An 18,456-nucleotide genomic window follows, 5' to 3' on the forward strand; every position below is an offset into this window, starting at 1 on the left:
TTCCTAGAGGTTCTCATGCTCACCGGTTTCTGCAAATACAACCCATTCACAGATATTCCGGACATGGTCACCGATTCTTTCAAGAAAGCGACTCATATACATTAAAGATATTCCGCCCTCAATATTATGGGGATTTGACATCATATAGGTCAACAGTTCACGGACAATCTGCTTATGAAGATTATCAACAAGGTCATCCTCAGCGGCAATTTTAATGGCTTCAGCAGAATTTTTCTCAACATAAGCGGAAACAGCCCTGGATAGCATACTGCAACCCAGCTGTGCCATTCGGGGAATATCAACCAGAGCTTTGATGTACTCTTCTCCAGCCATTTTGATTGCCCCTTTAGCCACGTGTACTGCATGATCACCGATTCTTTCAATATCGGTAATGATCTTGATTGCGCTTATTAAATGTCTCAGGTCACCTGCCACAGGCTGTTCTCTTGCAATTATCAGAGCACATTTATCACAGAGATCCTTCTCCATGGTATCAATTATTGTATCTTCATCCAGAACCTGCTGTGCCAGTTCAGTGTCTTTATTCTTCAGGGCTTCAACAGATTTATTAACTGCTTCTTCCACCCGGAGCCCCATTTTCATGATCTCTCTGCTCAATTCAGCCAAATCATCTTCATAGTGTTGCCTAATCATTTGTATGTCTCCTATAGGCCGAAGGATCAGCCGAATTTCCCTGATATGTATTCTTCAGTTTTAGTACTCATGGGATTAAAAAAGATCTCATCTGTAGGTCCGAACTCTTCGATTCTGCCATGCAGAAAGAAGGCGGTCTTATCGGAGATACGGCCGGCCTGCTGCATATTGTGGGTTACGATTACAATCGTATAACTCTTTTTCAGCTCATCAATCAGATCTTCAATACGGGATGTAGAGATAGGGTCCAGAGCCGATGTGGGTTCGTCCATAAGAACAACATCAGGTTCTACCGCCAGTACACGTGCTATACAGAGTCTCTGCTGCTGACCGCCCGAAAGGCCGAGAGCCGGTTTATGCATCCTGTCTTTTACCTCTTCAAAAAGGGAAGCCTGCTGCAGACTCTGTTCAACAATATCATTGAGAATGGATTTGTTTTTCACGCCGTGGGTTCTGGGTCCATAAGCAATATTATCAAAGATGGACATGGGAAAGGGGTTGGGTTTCTGAAATACCATACCCACCTTCTTTCTCAACTCAATAACATCCCACTGGGAATAAATATTCTTCTCATCGTAGTGAATATCTCCATCTATCTTTACGATATCAATCAGGTCATTCATGCGATTGAGGGTTCTCAGGAATGTTGACTTACCACAACCCGAGGGACCGATCAGAGCGGTAACTTCCTTCTCTTTAATATCAATGTCAATATTGTGGAGTGCCTGAAAATCTCCATAATGAAGATTCAGGTTTTTAACGTTAATTTTAGTTTGTTTCATAGTTTTTGTTCTCCTCATACTACCAAGGCAAATAACATTGCCTTGGTGTTTTTCTAATCAAGACCTAAGGGCATATCCTGAATTTTTATTCACACGCTTCATTACATAAGTCGCGGATAAGTTGGTCATAAGGATGATAATGACCAGCACAGCTCCAGTGGCAAATGTGCGGTCAAAAGACAATGCTTCCGAGAAAAGCATATACAGGTGCAGTGACAGAACCCTGGCTGACGATGAAGGTCCCGAGACAAGATCATAATTAGATCCAAGAGTGTAGATTAGAACTGCTGTCTCACCCACTGTCCTTCCAATTGAGAGGATAATACCTGTCAGGATTCCCGGTGATGCTGCAGGCAGCACAACTTTTACGATGGTCTGCAGCTTTGAGGCACCCAGGGCCAGGCTTCCTTCTCTGAAAGACTGGGGTACTGATTTCAATGCCTCTTCACTGGTTCTGATAATTGTCGGCAGTACCATAAGAGTGATAGTCAGTGTACTGGAAATGAATCCGATACCCATTCCAAGAATCTGTACAAAGAAGATAAAACCGAAGAGACCGAACACGATGGAGGGTATACCCGCCAGGGTTTCTGTACCCATTCTGAGTATACGCATCATACGACCCTGATTAGTATACTCAACCATATAGATGGCAGCCATGATACCCACTGGAGTGGAAAACAGAACGGTAAAGAGAATCAGAAAAAAGGTGTTAAGAATTATGTATGAAATACCACCCCACTGTCCTGATCTTGCAGGAGCTTCAACAATGAAGTGCCAGGTGAGGTTCCATCCTGTTTCATGTCTGAGAACCGGTATGGTTGATAACTCATTCTGTTCGATATCACTGAAGTGACACAGAACCACTGCTCCTGATGTATTCTGAAGTTCCTCAATATAATTCCCGGAGTCATCATGCTCAATCACAGTAAGGGGAAGATCAGTGCCACCCACTTCCTGCCAGTTGCTGACTTCTCCGTTAATAATTCTATCCACATTTTCGGAAGAAATCTCTCTCATCATTTTTCCATCCTGAATCTCCAGAACAGAGGGGTGAACGGCCAGTGCGATCCTTCGGACCCCGAGGATCTTAACATTGGAGGGGAGATTAGAAGCTTCAGATGCGGGAATAAATCCCAGGGAACCCGGCGTACTGCCGACATGAGAAACCATATCTTTCCAGGATGAAACGTCCTTAACATTCTCTCTGTAGTCAGAGAGATCTGATCCTGTAAGGAGAAATTCTTCAACACTCTTTGAAAAGGCTCCCGCCCCTTTATAGGCAAAGGGAGTGACTTTCAAATTCTGCTGATTGTAGAATCCCCAATTCTCCTTTCTCACTTTGTTATAGAGTTTTCTTAACCCCGTGACTGGAATATCTTCTGATCTGGTTTTGTAGTGGATGATAAAAACAACATCATCATCCATTCCGGGAAGCTCCAGTTGTGTCTCCACAGAAGTGGTGACACCATAGGGAACATGATTGTTATATCTGATTCCCCGAACCATAAGGTAACCCACAATCCAGGCCAGAACAGCAATGGTCAGCATTGCCAGGAACCAGATGATTCCTTTGGCGATTCGCTCCTGGATCCTCAGCTTTCTGGACTGGGGAGATGAAATGACTTCTTTTTTTGAGGGACGTTCCATAATTTCAGCTGCAGTCATTTACACGTCCTCCTTCACAGCTTTTTTCATGAGGTACTGAACCAGCATGTTTATCCCCAGGATAAAAACAAAGAGAACAATACCTGTTGTGAAGAGGCTGACAGCATGGTCATCAGCGGCATACTTCATATCTGTTGCAATATTCATGGTCAATGTTCTTGTCAGAGACAGAGGACCTTTGGGCATGGTTACAGCATTACCGGCCACCATCAGTACAGCCATAGTCTCTCCGATGGCGCGTCCCATTCCAAGTACAATGCCCGCAAGGATACCTGAGCGTGCGGAGGGAACCATGACTCTGTAGATAGTCATCCAGTGAGTGGCTCCCAGTGCAAGAGAGCCTTCTACTAATTCCTGAGGAACAGCCCTGAGTGAAACCTCAGTGATGTTAATGATTGTGGGAAGTGTCATGATGGCCAGAACAATGCTTGCCGTAAGTATTCCTAATCCCGTAGGGCTTTTAAACAGGGTTCTGATAAGAGGAGAAATCGCAATATATCCGAACAGACCGTAAATGACAGATGGGATACCTGCCAGAAGTCCAACAACTAATCTCAGGATATCTGCAAATCGACCTTCTGCCATTTCCGCCATAAAGATGCCTACCGCAAGACCGATAGGAACAGACAGAAGCAGTGCTCCGGCAGTAACCCATACTGAACCCATGATAAATGAGAGAATTCCATATTGAGGAGGCTCTGCAGTGGGAGCCCAGTTACTTGAAAACAAAAATTTAAGTGGATTGACCTTTGCAAAGAGGGGTAATCCTTCCTGGAAGATGAAAACAGTAATAAAGATAACGCTGATTACTGAGATTAAAGCACTCAGTAAGAATATCTTTTCAACAGTGACTTCCAGAACACTTTTTGAAGACTTCAAGACATCTTCTCCTTAAGTAGTTATTTAATTAACATTCTCCATAGTCAGAACTTTTTTGTGTTAGGGGAATGTTAGAATATGGTTAATCTCATAACATGAGCTGAATATGAACAGGGAAAAAAACAGGCTGCCCGTGTAGGGCAGCCTTCTCATAAATGCATCTCAGCAAAAGACTAATTCATGGGGATGAACTTCTCTTCCTTAACAATTTCCTGACCTTCCTCTGACAGGATGTAGTTGATAAAAGCTTCTTCCAGAGTACCGGCGGGAACGGGTCCTTTTGTAATCAGGATAAGATCTCTCTGTACAGGGTAGCTTCCGTTAAGTACGTTTTCTGTTTCGGGAGCAACACTGCTTACAGTTACAGACTTGGTGCCTGCATCTTTACCAAGGTATCCGAATCCACAGTATCCGATGGCGTAGGGAGTCGATCCGACTTTTGCAACCATGTCTCCGTTAGAAGTTACGATAGCAGCAGTTTCGGTGAAAGATTTTTTCTGTTTTTTAACAGTTGCGTCTTTGAAACAGGATCTTGTTCCGGAAGCTTCATCTCTGTTGAAAACAACGATTTCTGCATCGGGTCCACCAAGCTGATTCCAGTTTGTAAGTTCACCGGTAAAGATGGCAATTACATCTTCCAGTTTCAGGTCATCCATGGGAACAGAACCTTTGTTTACAACTACAGCTACTCCGTCTTTGGCGATGGCAGTGGCGAGTGCACCGGCTTCTACTTCAGAGTCTTTCAAAGCTCTTGAAGCGGCACCGATAGAATATGTACCTTCAAGAGGACCTTTAACCCCGGCAGAAGAACCGGGGGCATCGTAGGAAATCTTTACATCAGGGTACATTTCAGAAAATGCTTCAGCAGCAGCTCTGATAATAGGCTCAACAGTTGTAGATCCACCGAACGCATAATTTCCGGCAAAAGAGGCTTCAGCAGAAGAGGAAGCAGCATCCTGCTGACCGGTAGCAAAAGTAAAACCAGCAACAAACAGAATCATAAGAACAGCGATAATTTTTTTCATGATTAACAACTCCTTGTCATTTTTTCAAATCATATTTCTTTCGTAAGTTGAGCTCAGTGTCGTGGTTGTGTATTTGAAAATGATAAAGGAATTGTTAAAATCGGGTTAGGTTTTTTAATTTAACGCCCTGGAAATAAGCCTTCAAAATTGAAACATAGTTTCAGAAAGGATTGATTAATATCTATTTTTCAATCTGAATGATCAGTAATGATAACTTTAATACCCGCACTCTCAGGAATATTCCTCCCCATCATATTGGGACTCATCAGCCGTAACGGCAATTTCATAGATCCGAAGCACCGTCCACAGATTCTGCAGTTTGCAGTACGTATCTGTATTCCCTTTATGGTATTTGAATCTATGCGGCAGATTGATACAAAGACTGCCGGACAGTTTATCCCCATGACCCTTGGACTCTTCATCTTTACCGGTCTTGCATGGCTATTTATGCTGGGAATCATCCTGGCCCTGATCCCCCGTGTAAAATGGATTGATAAATATAAGGGCGAACTACTGCTGATGGGATTTGCCGGAAATATCGGATATATCTGCTGGAAGATTCAGGAGATCCTCATCGGCTCTGCGGGACTTCAGAGAGGGATTTTTTATACTTCATTCTTCTGGCCGGTACTGGTTGTCTATTCTCTTTTAACAGTAATAATCCTTAAGCTGACCAAGAATAATAAAGTTGATACAAAGAGTATTCTGTACAATATAATACCTCTGCTTATCTTGCTTGCCCTGGGGCTGATGGTTGGTCTACTGGATATAAACCTGCCTGTCTGGCTGACATCTTTTACTGGAAGTTTCGGTCTTATTGCTGTTCCAACAATACTCTTCTGCATGGGCCTCTCCATCTCTATCAAGGGATCAATAAAGTCAGCCAGAATTCTGCTTCCCTACCTTCTGATCCGATTGGCTGTCTGGATAGGAGCTACATATCTCACACTTCAGCTCTCGTTTTTTGATGATATATCCAGAGAAGTACTTCTCATAAATATGTTTGCCCCCATCGGCATAAACCCAATAGTTATCGGTGATATGTTCGGCCTGGACACAGACTTTATTGCCAACTCCATTACCGTTTCGACAGTTCTCTATCTACTATGCCTGCCTGTGCTGTTTTTACTTTGGGGATAATGTAAAATTAGAAATTATATTGAGCTTCTCTATCAGTGAATTTAAAGGCTTATTCCCAATATCTGCCTTAAGAAGCAGATCCAGCCGCTTTGTTTTCAATTTTACTCCACTGTTCCCATTCATTTGAGTAAAAGCTTTTATCTCAGTTATTGAATCATAGGGAATATAGTAAAAGAAACGAGCGTATGAATCTGTAGATTTTCGTTTTAGAAAAAAGTATCGATGAACAATAACCAGTTCCCTGGAATCAGTCAGAATGACAAAACTGGAGAGTGCCTGCTCTGTAAAGCCCAGGCGATTAAAGAATTCCCATTTAAACTCTCTTGGTATTCTTGAAAAGAGATTTGGCTGATAAACGATTAATTGGAGGGAGTTATCTGCCTGGAGTATCCTGTTGGTGATATTTACAAATCTGAATTCCATGTTATCCAAATCATAAGGAAGGGATTCTTGATCTGACACAATTTTTTGATGAGGCAGAATTCCACGGATCAAAGTAATCGCTGAATCGATAATGCTTTCAGAAACAGTATTGTAAGATATTATAATAGAACGTTTTAGTGTATGGATTGTCAAAGTACCACTTAGTAGACAGTCATACTTACAGATAGAACTGATGCAATCAGATTCAATTCGATCCAGTTCTACATATGTCTCCCGACCCCTGGTCTTTCTCTCCAGTATAAGAATTTCTGTTTTAAATATTCCGATCACCAAATCATAAAGATTCATATCAGGGTTTGCATCACGTCGATCAATATTCCGGGGAATTTTAAAACACATATCAGCACCGGATAATTCATTTTCATAATCAGCAAATAATGGAGGCAGTTTATGAGGGCCTTTTATATGATAAATCCAGGGACCGAATGCATCATATTCAAAGGATCGTTTGCTGCTCATATTGTATTCCCTTCTCTATCAAAATAACCATTTAAAGTATTGAAACCATCAATGACTCTTTTACGTTCATCCGGCATCATCCCCCCTAGAAGGCTATCCAGCCTGGAAATATCAAATTCATTTTTCTTAATAATAAATTGCTGCCCTTTTGGAGTTAGTTCCAGAAGGAATTTCCTTGAGTCTTTTGTGTTAGTTTTTTTTATAAGAAAACCAGCATCCACCAGGGAACGAACTATAGTAGTGAGAGAAGTTTTTGGCATCATGAAAAGCTTGCTGATCTCTGAAGGAGAGATCTGTTCCGTCTTAGATACGGCCATCAACACCTTAATCTGATTTTCGTTCAGTTCAATCCCATCATTCGTATATCGATGAAAGATTGGATTAAGAAAACGGAAATAATTAACAAGAAAATCATCCAGTGAGTGATAAAGTTCACTCACTGGAATTGAATCATCTTTTGACATATTACCCTCTACAGCTAGTACGATATCGTACTAGCCTATAGTGAGGATATCCAATCGTCAAGAATAATATATCTATTTTAGCTCTACGATTTTCTTCAAGTCTTCTTCGGTGATGGGGCGAAAGTCTTTGCCGGGGAACTCCCCAGAATCGTTTAATGAATAGTAATGAATATAACCCTGTTCAATCATATTGATTGCATAAGTAGAATATCCATTATTTAAGATTAAATCATGACCATCCCATTCCCCTACCCAATAACGAGAAAGAGAAGCTCTTCCACTGATAGTAGGTCTCAGAAATGAAACAAAATATTCACTTCCAACTTTATTTATTATTATGTATTCAGGATTTTGATTACCAGAAGATTCGACCTCTATATAACATGAATGATAATCTTGACTAAAAACCGAACAACTTAAAAATGTAATAAAAATAGATACTAAAATTTGCTTCATATTCTATCCTTTAATTCTTATTGCCAAGGTGACCAATTATTCCACATATAATTTAAAGTCCAAGATTTCTCCCCAGATTCATCAATATCAAGCCATTCATACTTTCCTCCATAGTTACTTCCCGAGCTCCAGTCACTCCAATCACCCACTGGATCTGAAAACCCCCATGATTGAGTTTCGGGGTTATAGCTGGACAGCTCGATATGGGCATGAGCATCGGTTCCGCCACCATCTGTTGGAAACATCAGCTCAGGAAAATCCATCAGCTTCTGACCAGGATATGTAAGCTCCTGTAAAAGAAGATTATCAATATCATCAGGATTCATATGCTCTACCAGATAGTTATTTTCCATTCCTATGATATTCATCCCGAAGGCATAGTTCTTCACATCTTTCCCGGGGATAATAAATCCTGGAGAATAGATTCCCAGCCCACCAATAGTATCTATTCCAGGGTGTGTATAAGTCAGATATTGGGTTTCTCCATCTTTCTGAGTCTTCATCCTATCTTCCTCATCACCAAATCTCTCTGTGATAACTCCCTCAGGCGTAACAGCGACTCCCCTCAAAACAAACTCATTGTTGTACATGGACATTGATTGAAAAACACTATCCATCGCCCTTTGATAATCAGAACCTGAAAGGATTCCTTTGGTGTTCAGGTTTCTCAATATTTCATAATCATTGATGATTTCATCACGCATATTTACCTGTCGGTTCACATCCTCAGAAGATCTATAATACGTTAATTTTGAAAGCTGCTGCGGAGTCAGAAAGCTCAAGTATTCAGCGGTATCCGAGTCTATGTAGTACTGCAGAGATTCCATCTCATCCAGCTGGTTTCCCGCATCATCCGTAGCAACACGGATCAGATTTCCAATTTCATCATATAGGCCGGCTTTTCCATCACTGAGGATTCTGCCGTCATCCAGTCTCTTCCAGAAATCTCCGGTCGAGTCATAACTGTTCAGAATATAGCCAGTCATTTCATCCTTAGTGATGGCTCCCTGGGCAAACAGTCTGTAAGCAAAAGCTTCACGGTTATTGTCGATGCTGAGACTGTCCGATCCATAGCGTTGCTGCAGGGCTGAACTGACTGCCATATGGGCCGAAGCAGCTTCTACTGTTTCAAGGATTTGTGCGGCTTCACCATTGTTCAATCCATCACGGAATGCCTCATGACTCAACAATACTGCCAGATCCAAACGGCTTTGACCGCTCCCATTTAAGTCTATGACCCTTTTGCCTGATTCGTCAACAGATGTATACCCTTGATAGCCCAAACCCTCTGATAAAGTAAGGGTGACGCTGCCGTCCAGGATATCCTGATACAGTGATTCAGTATCTTCGATCCCGGAACTGAACAGAGTCCTCATACCGGCTCTCAAATCCCTGTCATCAACAGCAGCGTTTATATTCTGATTTTCAGAGTACAGGGCCAGACCTTGGGCAGCGGAGCTGAGACTGCCGAGACTTACGTCAGTACCCTGAGTTCCAAAATTAAATAGAGAGCCACCGCCTCCAAGATTCATTTCAAGGAATCCTGTACCTGATTTCCCCAGATTCATCAGATTAAGTGTTGTCTGCCCTGTCATCGCATACTCCAGGCCCGAAGCACTGAGTCCACCCATCAGGGATGTGAAGCGGTCTGCATTCTCACCCATTTCACCGATAAAGCCAAAGGTTCCCAGATTCAGAGTTCCGCTGACGGCAGTACCTGTCATTCCACTGAGATATCCTATGCCTGCGTTATCCCAACTGGTCATACTGTTGAATGTATCCCAGTTCCAGCCGTTGGAATTTGAATCTAGTGCGTACAAAGCAGCTGTTCCATAATTTGATGCGACAGAACTGATTCCCCGGATACCTATATCACCGGCCACTTCGAACATGCCGCTGTTCTGTAGAAAACCGAGATTATCCATTACACCGCCTAATGCTCCGGCTCCATAACTGATAAGAGAACTCGCCGCACTTTTAAGGAAACCAACTGAGGCCTGTCCCATATCTGCAACTCCATTTCCGACATCCAACAAGGCAAACAGTGCATTATCTACCAGATTCAGCAATAGAGAACCTATACCGGGCATGAATATATTACCAACAACATTCATTGCTATATCTGCCAGAGTACGAATTGAGGGAGATCCCAGCAGGCCATCTGATTCACCATCATTGTCAGCATCATCATCCCAGATATTCTGAGTATACAGGGGAGTGTTCACAGTCGCGAGCCCTCTATAAAGCCTCGCCTGATGAATGAAGTATTTTTTGTAGATCCTGCCGAATTCCCCATAGCCGTATGTTTCAACCTCTTCCGGACTATCCTCCTTCATTACTGGGGCATACCCCAGATAGAAATTAAACATGCCTTTTTTTTCTGAGTTGTCTTCATCATCGAATTGAGCTGAGGCACTGTAATCTGCTTCCGACTGTTCCAATAAAGAGATAAAACTCTGATCAAGACCATCTCTGATATTCCCATCTTCTTCATTTCCGAAAACAAGATTGATATAATGCCCCAGGCGCTCCTGAGCCAGATCAACTGATGCCTGAATCATCTCGCTGCTGAGCATTATCAGATAGTCTGAACTGAGGTCTATCTGATGATCAAAATCAGGAGCCTTAAAAAACCGGTAGCCCTCCAGAGTCTGTGTCTCACTTTCATTCCCTCCTGTCAGAGAGCTGTCTATGAGTACTATTCTGGAAAAAACATTACCCTGTCTCACGTATCCGGCATCAGCCATTTGTGCATCCACACTCTCATCAACAGAACGGTTGGCATCCTCAAGATTATCAGCTATTGATGATTTCACCTGTTCCACCAACTCCTTCATCTGGGAGGCCCTGGAAAAAGCCATGGCTTTATAAACTTTCTCTGTAAGCTCCTTATGAGACTCTTCAATTTCAAAGAATGCTGACTGCCGATCCGGGAGAAGAGCTAGAGAAGTCGGAGCAGAAAGAACTCCGCTGGTCCTCAGGCTCAGATTCCCCACTGAACTCAGGAGCTTATCCATAGTCCTGCCCTGTAGAGCAGCCGCAACAATATCACCAGCGGAACCTGTATCTGTAAAAAGATCCGAGATAAGATGGAAGTTCAGATCTGTCATCAGTCTATCAGCTTCAAGATCCCATTCCCGGGCAAAAGTCTGTGCGCCATATTCAAGTACATTCCGGGAACTCTGCTGTACCCAGCTGTTCTTGCTTTCAATAAGAGAGATATATTTATTTTCCCAGAGAGTACTCTTTCTCTCAAACTCTCTACTTATCTGATTGTGCCAGCTGTTACGGTCAGTGATCAGTTTTTCCAGAGAGAGTGCCCACTGATTAAGACCTTCCCGCCCCAATCCTCCACAGAGATTTTCCCAATATTCTTTCTGCCTGTGCAGTTCTTCAAGGCCATCACGGAATGTACCGTATTGTTCCTCTTTAACAACAGTCAGCCGATCATGGAAATTTCTGATTAATTGTTTACCATAACTCGAAAGGGTATAAAGACTCTCCCGGGAATAAGGATTGTCTGCACTCAGGTATGCTTCGATGCTGTCATTGCCGTATTGCTCCATTGAATAGCTGTTGTAGAAATCCGAAGCCGCAGCATTGTACTTGTCTTCATTCCAGACTGATGAATTATAAATTTCAGAAAGAGCGAATTTCTGCTCATATTGTTCTGACTTCAGCTCTTCATCCCTCTGCAGACGATTCATGTCATTCTGTACTGTCATCACAGAGAGTTCCTGGATAAATCCATCAAAAAGATGGATAACAGAACTCCTGTCAAATGATGATAGAGATGAAAAAGCTTCCGTAGCTAAGCTCTTCTGGTCTTCAGAAAGGGTAATCCCGCATATAGTCCTGAGGAGACTTTGAACCTGCTCAATAGAATCAATCGTCCCGGGAGATAAAGTGTTGATTCTTGTTTCTGTACCACTTAAAGCCTTCAACAGGAAAACTGAATTTTTGGCATTAGAAGCTGATGCAGTTCTTCCGCTTATTCCTGTGTATACTCTCGAAACGTCCTTAAGTGTATTACGTTTATCCCAGATGTCTTGGCCGGGTTTATAATAACCGCCCCTGCCATTTCTGAATTTATATTGTTCAGTATCTGCCTTGGCATCAATATATTCCCAGGCCAGCATAGATAGATCTTTTTCCATTGCATGCTTCAGGCTGTCTGTGCTGAAGGCATCCGAAAACATCAGCATTTTATAAAAGGCGTATTGTTTATATAGAGTACTATTCTCCTTAATACTCTTCAGATGGACGGCAGTCTGCTCCTGAAGCCACTCTTCACCTTCAATAAAGACTCTTATATATTCACCTTCATGGATAAGACCTGTGATTACAGTTTCATATTCTCCGTTATTAAAACGATCCAGATCGCCTTCATAAGCGATATGAACCGGGTGGAATAAACTTCCTTCACTGTCCAGAAGATCCGTATGCCTGGCATCATTAAACAGATCGATTGTGTATTCAGAATTAATGGTTTCCCAATCCATACCTTCCATCTGACGAAGTTCATGATAATAGGCATAGGAAAATTCCTTAAGGACTTCTTCGGAGTTGGTGTATTCGGCTATCTGCCCCAGCCAGAGAAGCAGGTCTTTTGTAAAAACCTCTGAACTGTCTGTTCGGGAGAAATAACTATCCATATGCTGGTTGTAATTACTGTTATCCCAGGATTCAAACGAACTCATTCCCTGCTTCATCATTGAAGATTCATAACTGAAGGCAAGACCATCTCTGAAAGAAAAATCAATAAAGTCTGTACTGTTATCAATCAGATTACGAAGCGTTTTCATCTGCTGCCGGCTCAATTCTCCCAGCTCCTTCCTGATCTCCTGAGCTGCATATGAAATATTATTTGTAACAGAGAGCAGATCCTGTCCATATCGCAGCAATTGGGACCATTCTGAATCCACTGTGTTCTGATTTTCAGAGTCCAGTTGCTCGAGAATATCCAGAGCCCCTCTGCACTTCTCATATTCCGCCTGCCGGGCATCACGAATGGTAAAAACATTGTACTCATCAAAGCTGTATGCTCCTCCGGCATAATCTGAGATTTCTTTTGCCTGCTGATATGACCTGGAAGCCTTCATATACTCATTGTATGAATCCTGCACTGCCTGCTGTCCCTGGAGAAAGGAGTACTGTGCCGAATCAAAAGAACTCAGACTGGTTTTCAAATTCTGTAGGACTTTATCATACTCATTTTTCTGATCAAAGTAGATCTGCCTGTCACGGTCAACAACCTGAATTTTATATAAATCTCCATTCTCCCTTTTAAGGGTCAGATCACTTTCCATCTTATTGATACTGATTCTATGAGAATTCATAACAATCTCATTCTCATAGAAACTATTAAGATATGAACGGGCTGATCTTATAGGTATACTGACAGATTCCTCACATACTGCCTTAAAGGATTCAATAAAAATTTCATTAATAAAACCAGGCTCTTTTAGAGATGTGCTCTGCTCTGAAAACTGCAGAGACCTGAGGCGGTCCAGAAACACTGTTCTAAAATCCAGTTCATCACCAGCGGCACTCAGGGAATCCAGTTCACTGCCGTATTGATGCAGAATAAAAGCATTTAACCCCTGTTCCAGATATTCAGGAAAAACATCACTCTGCTGAAGTGGAAGGTACCAGTCAAAAAAAGTTTCAAAGTTGTCGAAACTCCCCAGCTTCTCAAGAAATTCTTCTCCACTGTCAGCTTGAAGAAAACCATTTCCTGCAAGCAGCCGGAAAGACGCAGTCCAATCAGAAATTGAATCATAAGCTTCCAATGCAGCCTCTGCCTTCAGAACTTCAAGACTGCTCCCGGACACAAGCAGTTCCAGATATTCGGCGCCCGGCAGAAGATCATTTTCTGAAAGAGCTGCCTCCAACCAGAGAATTGAATCACTGCCCATCTGATCTTTACACTCCTGTAAACTCAGACCCTCGGTTTCCATTTTCTTCAGTGTTGAATACAAAGTTGAAACTGCATTGATCTGCTCTGAATCTACTGAAAAGCCATGTTCCTTCAGGGTATTCAGGTACTCTCCCTGAAAGCTCTCACCACCTTGTACACCATCCTCAAGAGAGATCAAAAGATCCTTCAAGAATGCTACTTTATCCAGTAACAAAACAGACTCCGCTGTCAAAACCCTTTGTTCCAGGATAGACCTTAAATCTTCCGATTCTGAAACATCCAGTAGACGGTCCTGTACCTGATTATTCCATTCAAGCCTTTTCAGAAGATCCAGTTCCTTTTTAAGAGTCACCAGGGATTCTTCAAGTCCTGCATCCGGATTAAGAGCCTTAAGGTCATATAATGATTCAAGAGCAGATTCAAGATCCTGCTGATCCTCAAAACTATCTGACTCCTGAGGAAGCTCAGTACCATTTAGATCCCTCAGCAGAGACTGCAGCTCTTCGCTATGCTCATTGCGGCGTTCCCATTCTCCGGCAAGAATGTAATCCAGATATAAAGTATCTCTTTCAGCCGGATTTTCTGAGTCTCCCCTGAACCAGAGAACCAGTCTCTGTTCAAGATCTTCAATAACTTTCTCGATTACAAGGGGATCATCATTCAGATAAATGGCTCTTGAATTTTCATAGCTTTTCTCAGCATCCAGCATGGCTGCCTCAGCTATGGCCAGAGACTCCCTGATTTCATCGATATCCAGCTGCTCTAAAGCAAGATTCTCCCGCAGTATGCTCAGAGACTGAACAGCTTTGTTGTACTGCAGTTCAGAAGATACCAGCTTCGACTCAGCCTGCTCATACTTTGCTGAAGTTTCAGCCTCGGTATCCCTTAACGAACTGTCTGTCAAAGCATATAATGCTACCGCTTGTGAAATTTCCCATTGTACATACAGCCTGTCTGTACGCTTTATCATCTCCTGAATATCCCTTTCCAGGATTCCAGGGGCAACAGTATCATCATAGCCTGATGCGGTAAGCTCCAAATCAAAAAGCATCCCTCTCGCATCATCCATCTGACTTAAGAGTGATGTCCGGAGAGACTGCCAGATATTATATTCATCCTGATACAAAACCAGTTCAGTTTGAAGGGCATCAATCTTCTCTAATAGCTCCTTATACTCAGGGCTGACAACTTCATCCCCTGAATCAAGCAAATTATTACTATCTGAACTCACTGCAGACGCCCCTCCACCAATAGAAGAAGAGAGATCATTTCCTTCCAGAGAATCAATTTTCGCCTTGTAATATTCAATTTTATCCAGGTAATAGGAGAGATTTTCTTCTGCCGAACAAAGTAGAGAATAACTGTCTGAGTACAGAGAAAGAGCCGATTCCACCTGAGCAGCAAACTTTCTTTCCTGATCCAGAGCTGCAGTCTCAAGTTCCTCCGCAATACTTCGCAATTCCGCCATAGTACTCTCTTCCCGGGCCTGCCAGAAAGCAAATCCCTTCTCCATTTGCAGAGTAATTTCTGATATCCATTCTTCACGACCTGCTGTAAACAAAGCAAAGGCCTCATTCCAGGATTCCTCTGATTCCTGAAACTCCTTTTCAGTCCTCAGCTCCCAGCTCAGACGCTCAGCCAGAAAATTCTGTTCAGCATATCCCCATTTATCCAGCCCCTTTTGAAACTCACTCCGGAACAAATCTTCCCAATCCTCAGACCCCAAAGATAAACCGTCTGCCATACTGATATCCTGAAGCTCATTCAGCCCGCTATCCAGCGCATCTTCTGTCTCTTCCAATTCATCCCGTATGCCCGCAATCAGTGAGTCCGCAATACCGGCAGCACTCTGATCTTCACTCTTATGACGGAGGGAGTAATTGTCTTCGGTCCTGAGATAATTCATCTTGGCCGAAGACCAGTTGACAAGCTGATCCGACTCCTTCTGGATCAGTCTGCAGTAATCCCGTAGACTGATCTTGAGATTCTCTTCAACGGTGTGACTATATTCATCAGGTATTCTGGATATTACAGATCCAAGAAGAGAATTTGCTGACAGGGACCATCCCTCCAGAATCTCCTCTGCCAGAGTTCCCACGGCTGCAGCCCAGGCCGCCCTGTCCATCTCAATATCATCAGGATCCGATGAGAGTAGAAGAGGATCACCGGCTTCATCAAAAAGGACCTGTCCTTTCTCTGTCTGAAAAGTCCAGACCTGATTGAGTTCTTCCATGGTTGAAAGAAAATCCGCATAGTCGGGAGACGGCAGTAGAGACTGCAGCTCCCGCTCCGACCAGCCTAAAATATCCTTTTCCATTCTATTTAATCTGATTGACTGCTCCCTGGGAGAAAGAAGCGGCAGTCTACTCTGATTATCCCGGTACCAGTTCATCGGATCTTCAGTGAATGAGATCTCTCTGTAATATAGAGAATCATCATACGAACTGTTCTCTTGAAACAGATAAGGATCGTCTGATGCCCATACGAATGCTCCCGCAAGAAGGAGCTGAACAACGAAGAAATAAGAAAGTCGGTTTATATTCATTTTGGAACTCCATGAGCTTATACGCCCCAAACCGCTACCCCACTTCAAAGATTTCTCAACTTTCTTGAAAAAACTTGACAGTGTGTCTCTTCAATGGCACAGTCTGGATATCTAGTTACTTAGTTACTTACTTTCAGGAAGCATATATGAAGAACTGTTTTGGAAAAATTGTTGTCCCCAAGGTACCTAATCTCATCATTCAGCAAATTCTGGATAGGATTGTCTCGGAAGAACTCAAGCCGGGGGATAAGCTCCCTTCAGAGCCTCAGCTTCAGGAGATATTTGAAGTATCCCGGCCTCAGCTGAAGTCGGCCTTTAAGCGTATGGAGAACTTCGGGATTGTGGAGACCAGACCCCAGAGCGGAACCTATATGGCCCCCTACGGCAAGAAGATACTGGAAGGACTTCTGACCAATATTCTCCATCTGAATGAGCAGAGTATCGACTACCGTTCTCTGGCAGATACAAGAAGAATGATTGAAATACGGGCGGCAGAACTGTCGGCACAGAATATTGATGAGAAGGATCTGAGGAAGATCAGAAAGGCTCATGAGATTTTCAAACAGAATGCCAGCAAAGACAGGGCCATTGATGATGATATCTACTTTCATCTCCTGATTGTCAGTAACTCGGGCAGCCCGGTGCTTAACTCACAGTACTGCATCATGACTCCCGACATGATCAACTTCTGGAAAAACCTGGGAGTGATGGAAAAAGAGATGGAGAGAAGAACCGAAGAGACATTTGCCGAGCATGAGGCCATTATTGCGGCACTTGAGGCGGGGGATTCAGAAGCCTGCGCTAGAGCCATGAAGACTCATATGGACAATACATATAACACAGCAGAAATGCTGATGGAAAAATACGGAGATTTTTGATGACTGGAAGAGAGAGACTATCAGCAGTGATGCAGAGGGAGATCCCCGACAGAGTTCCTGTCAGCATGTTCGTTCAGGAGGAGTATCTCTCCTGGTTCTACCCCGAAAGAGAGAAGGTTACCCGCCTGCATGATGCCGTGGACTGTGCCCGGCATTACGGCTTTGATATAACAACAAGGGAAAATCAGTTTATCAAACCCTTCTGGCTGAAGCAGAGCTATCCAAATTGGGAAATAGATGAAAAAACCTGGATTGATAACGATGTATACCACAGGCTCTCCACCATCACTACTCCTTCCGGAGTCCTGACACAGGAGGAAGTAGCCCCCTATGACCCAAAGATTCTGGCGGGGATTCATTTCCATACAAGCAGGTATATGATCAAGTCGGCAGACGATTTTGAGATATTCAGAAAATACTTTCCCAATGAGAGTAAGGCAAATATAGATGAAAAACATGAGGCGGCAAAGCTTGCCCGCAAGGTTATTGGAGACACAGGAATAGGCGTTCCCTGGGGAGCCGGAGGTGTTTACAACACCCTCTCCACCTACCGGGATATGCAGGAATTGATGATGGACCCTCTCCTTAACCTGGATTTCTATACTGAGATGATGAGATTCTTCACATCATGGATCAAAAAAGATTATGAATCCATGTGTCAGACAGAATACGACGGCTTCGGAATTCAGGGGAATATCGCCAACGGCGGACTCCTGGGTGAAAAGTTCTTTATGGAGTATATCTACCCCTATGAAAAAGTCATAACTGAGACAATCCGTGAGGGTGGAAAATACTCGATCTACCATAACTGCGGTTATGCCAAAAACTTATATCCCTGCTACAAGACTCTGGGAATGGATGTCTGGGAGACAGTCTCACCTGCTCCTCAGGGAGACAATGATCTGGCAGAGGCTAAGAAGTACTTCGGTGATTCTCTGATTCTCTCCGGGGGACTGGACCAGGTGGACTTTCTTAAAAAGGCAAGCCCACTTGAAGTAAAAGCAAAGGTTAAAGAACTCATGGATGCCGCGAAAGACGGCGGAAATTATATATTCGCAGGGTCCGACTTTCTAGAGAAGGATACACCTGAAGAAAACATACAGGCAGCCGTAGATGCTGCAGTTCAATACGGGAGATATTAA

General features: G+C 43.1%; 12 protein-coding genes. 3 read left to right on the forward strand and 9 right to left on the reverse strand.

Going from position 1 to position 18,456, the window contains the following annotated elements:
* Positions 1-3: 3 nt before the first annotated feature.
* The 5 genes from phoU to DV872_RS01370 all read right to left on the reverse strand — a co-directional run bounded on the left by phoU (position 4) and on the right by DV872_RS01370 (position 5,008).
* Positions 4-654 carry a phosphate signaling complex protein PhoU gene (gene phoU, locus DV872_RS01350; protein ID WP_114628038.1) on the reverse strand — a complete coding sequence of 217 codons (651 nt, stop codon included), beginning with the start codon at positions 652-654 and terminating at the stop codon, positions 4-6.
* A gap of 26 nt (positions 655-680) precedes the next feature.
* Positions 681-1,436 (reverse strand): phosphate ABC transporter ATP-binding protein PstB, encoded by a 756-nt coding sequence (gene pstB, locus DV872_RS01355; protein WP_114628039.1) that lies wholly within the window; start codon positions 1,434-1,436, stop codon positions 681-683.
* Between the two features lie 57 nt (positions 1,437-1,493).
* A complete protein-coding gene (gene pstA / locus DV872_RS01360) occupies positions 1,494-3,104 on the reverse strand; it encodes a phosphate ABC transporter permease PstA (protein WP_230391394.1) in 1,611 nt (536 codons plus the stop codon).
* Positions 3,105-3,983, reverse strand: a complete 879-nt coding sequence (gene pstC, locus DV872_RS01365) for a phosphate ABC transporter permease subunit PstC (RefSeq protein WP_199563409.1) — start codon at positions 3,981-3,983, stop codon at positions 3,105-3,107.
* Positions 3,984-4,156: 173 nt separating this feature from the next.
* Positions 4,157-5,008 (reverse strand): phosphate ABC transporter substrate-binding protein, encoded by an 852-nt coding sequence (locus tag DV872_RS01370; protein WP_114628040.1) that lies wholly within the window; start codon positions 5,006-5,008, stop codon positions 4,157-4,159.
* A 207-nt stretch (positions 5,009-5,215) separates the two neighbouring features.
* Between DV872_RS01370 and DV872_RS01375 the strand changes: the two genes are divergently transcribed.
* Positions 5,216-6,148, forward strand: coding sequence for an AEC family transporter (locus tag DV872_RS01375; RefSeq protein ID WP_114628041.1), 933 nt, complete (start codon positions 5,216-5,218; stop codon positions 6,146-6,148).
* Here DV872_RS01375 and DV872_RS01380 read toward each other — a convergent pair.
* From DV872_RS01380 to DV872_RS01395, 4 genes are all read right to left on the reverse strand, one after another.
* On the reverse strand, positions 6,134-7,051 hold the full coding sequence (locus DV872_RS01380; RefSeq protein ID WP_114628042.1) for a hypothetical protein: 918 nt from the start codon (positions 7,049-7,051) through the stop codon (positions 6,134-6,136). The two genes, DV872_RS01375 and DV872_RS01380, sit on opposite strands and share 15 nt — an antisense overlap.
* Positions 7,048-7,515 (reverse strand): MarR family winged helix-turn-helix transcriptional regulator, encoded by a 468-nt coding sequence (locus DV872_RS01385; RefSeq protein WP_114628043.1) that lies wholly within the window; start codon positions 7,513-7,515, stop codon positions 7,048-7,050. Before DV872_RS01385 ends, DV872_RS01380 begins: the two co-directional genes overlap by 4 nt.
* A 72-nt stretch (positions 7,516-7,587) precedes the next feature.
* On the reverse strand, positions 7,588-7,971 hold the full coding sequence (locus DV872_RS01390) for a hypothetical protein (protein ID WP_114628044.1): 384 nt from the start codon (positions 7,969-7,971) through the stop codon (positions 7,588-7,590).
* Positions 7,972-7,988: 17 nt separating this feature from the next.
* The gene (locus tag DV872_RS01395) at positions 7,989-16,436 is read right to left on the reverse strand and encodes a hypothetical protein (protein WP_114628045.1); all 8,448 of its coding nucleotides are present in this window, start codon (positions 16,434-16,436) and stop codon (positions 7,989-7,991) included.
* Positions 16,437-16,582: 146 nt separating this feature from the next.
* Here DV872_RS01395 and DV872_RS01400 point away from each other — a divergent pair, with 146 nt between their 5' ends.
* Positions 16,583-17,314, forward strand: a complete 732-nt coding sequence (locus DV872_RS01400) for a FadR/GntR family transcriptional regulator (protein ID WP_114628046.1) — start codon at positions 16,583-16,585, stop codon at positions 17,312-17,314.
* Complete coding sequence (locus DV872_RS01405; RefSeq protein WP_114628047.1) at positions 17,314-18,456, forward strand: uroporphyrinogen decarboxylase family protein; 1,143 nt, start codon at positions 17,314-17,316, stop codon at positions 18,454-18,456. Before DV872_RS01400 ends, DV872_RS01405 begins: the two co-directional genes overlap by 1 nt.

It is taken from the genome of Oceanispirochaeta sp. M1 (genome assembly GCF_003346715.1).
Classification (GTDB): Bacteria; Spirochaetota; Spirochaetia; order DSM-2461; family DSM-2461; genus Oceanispirochaeta.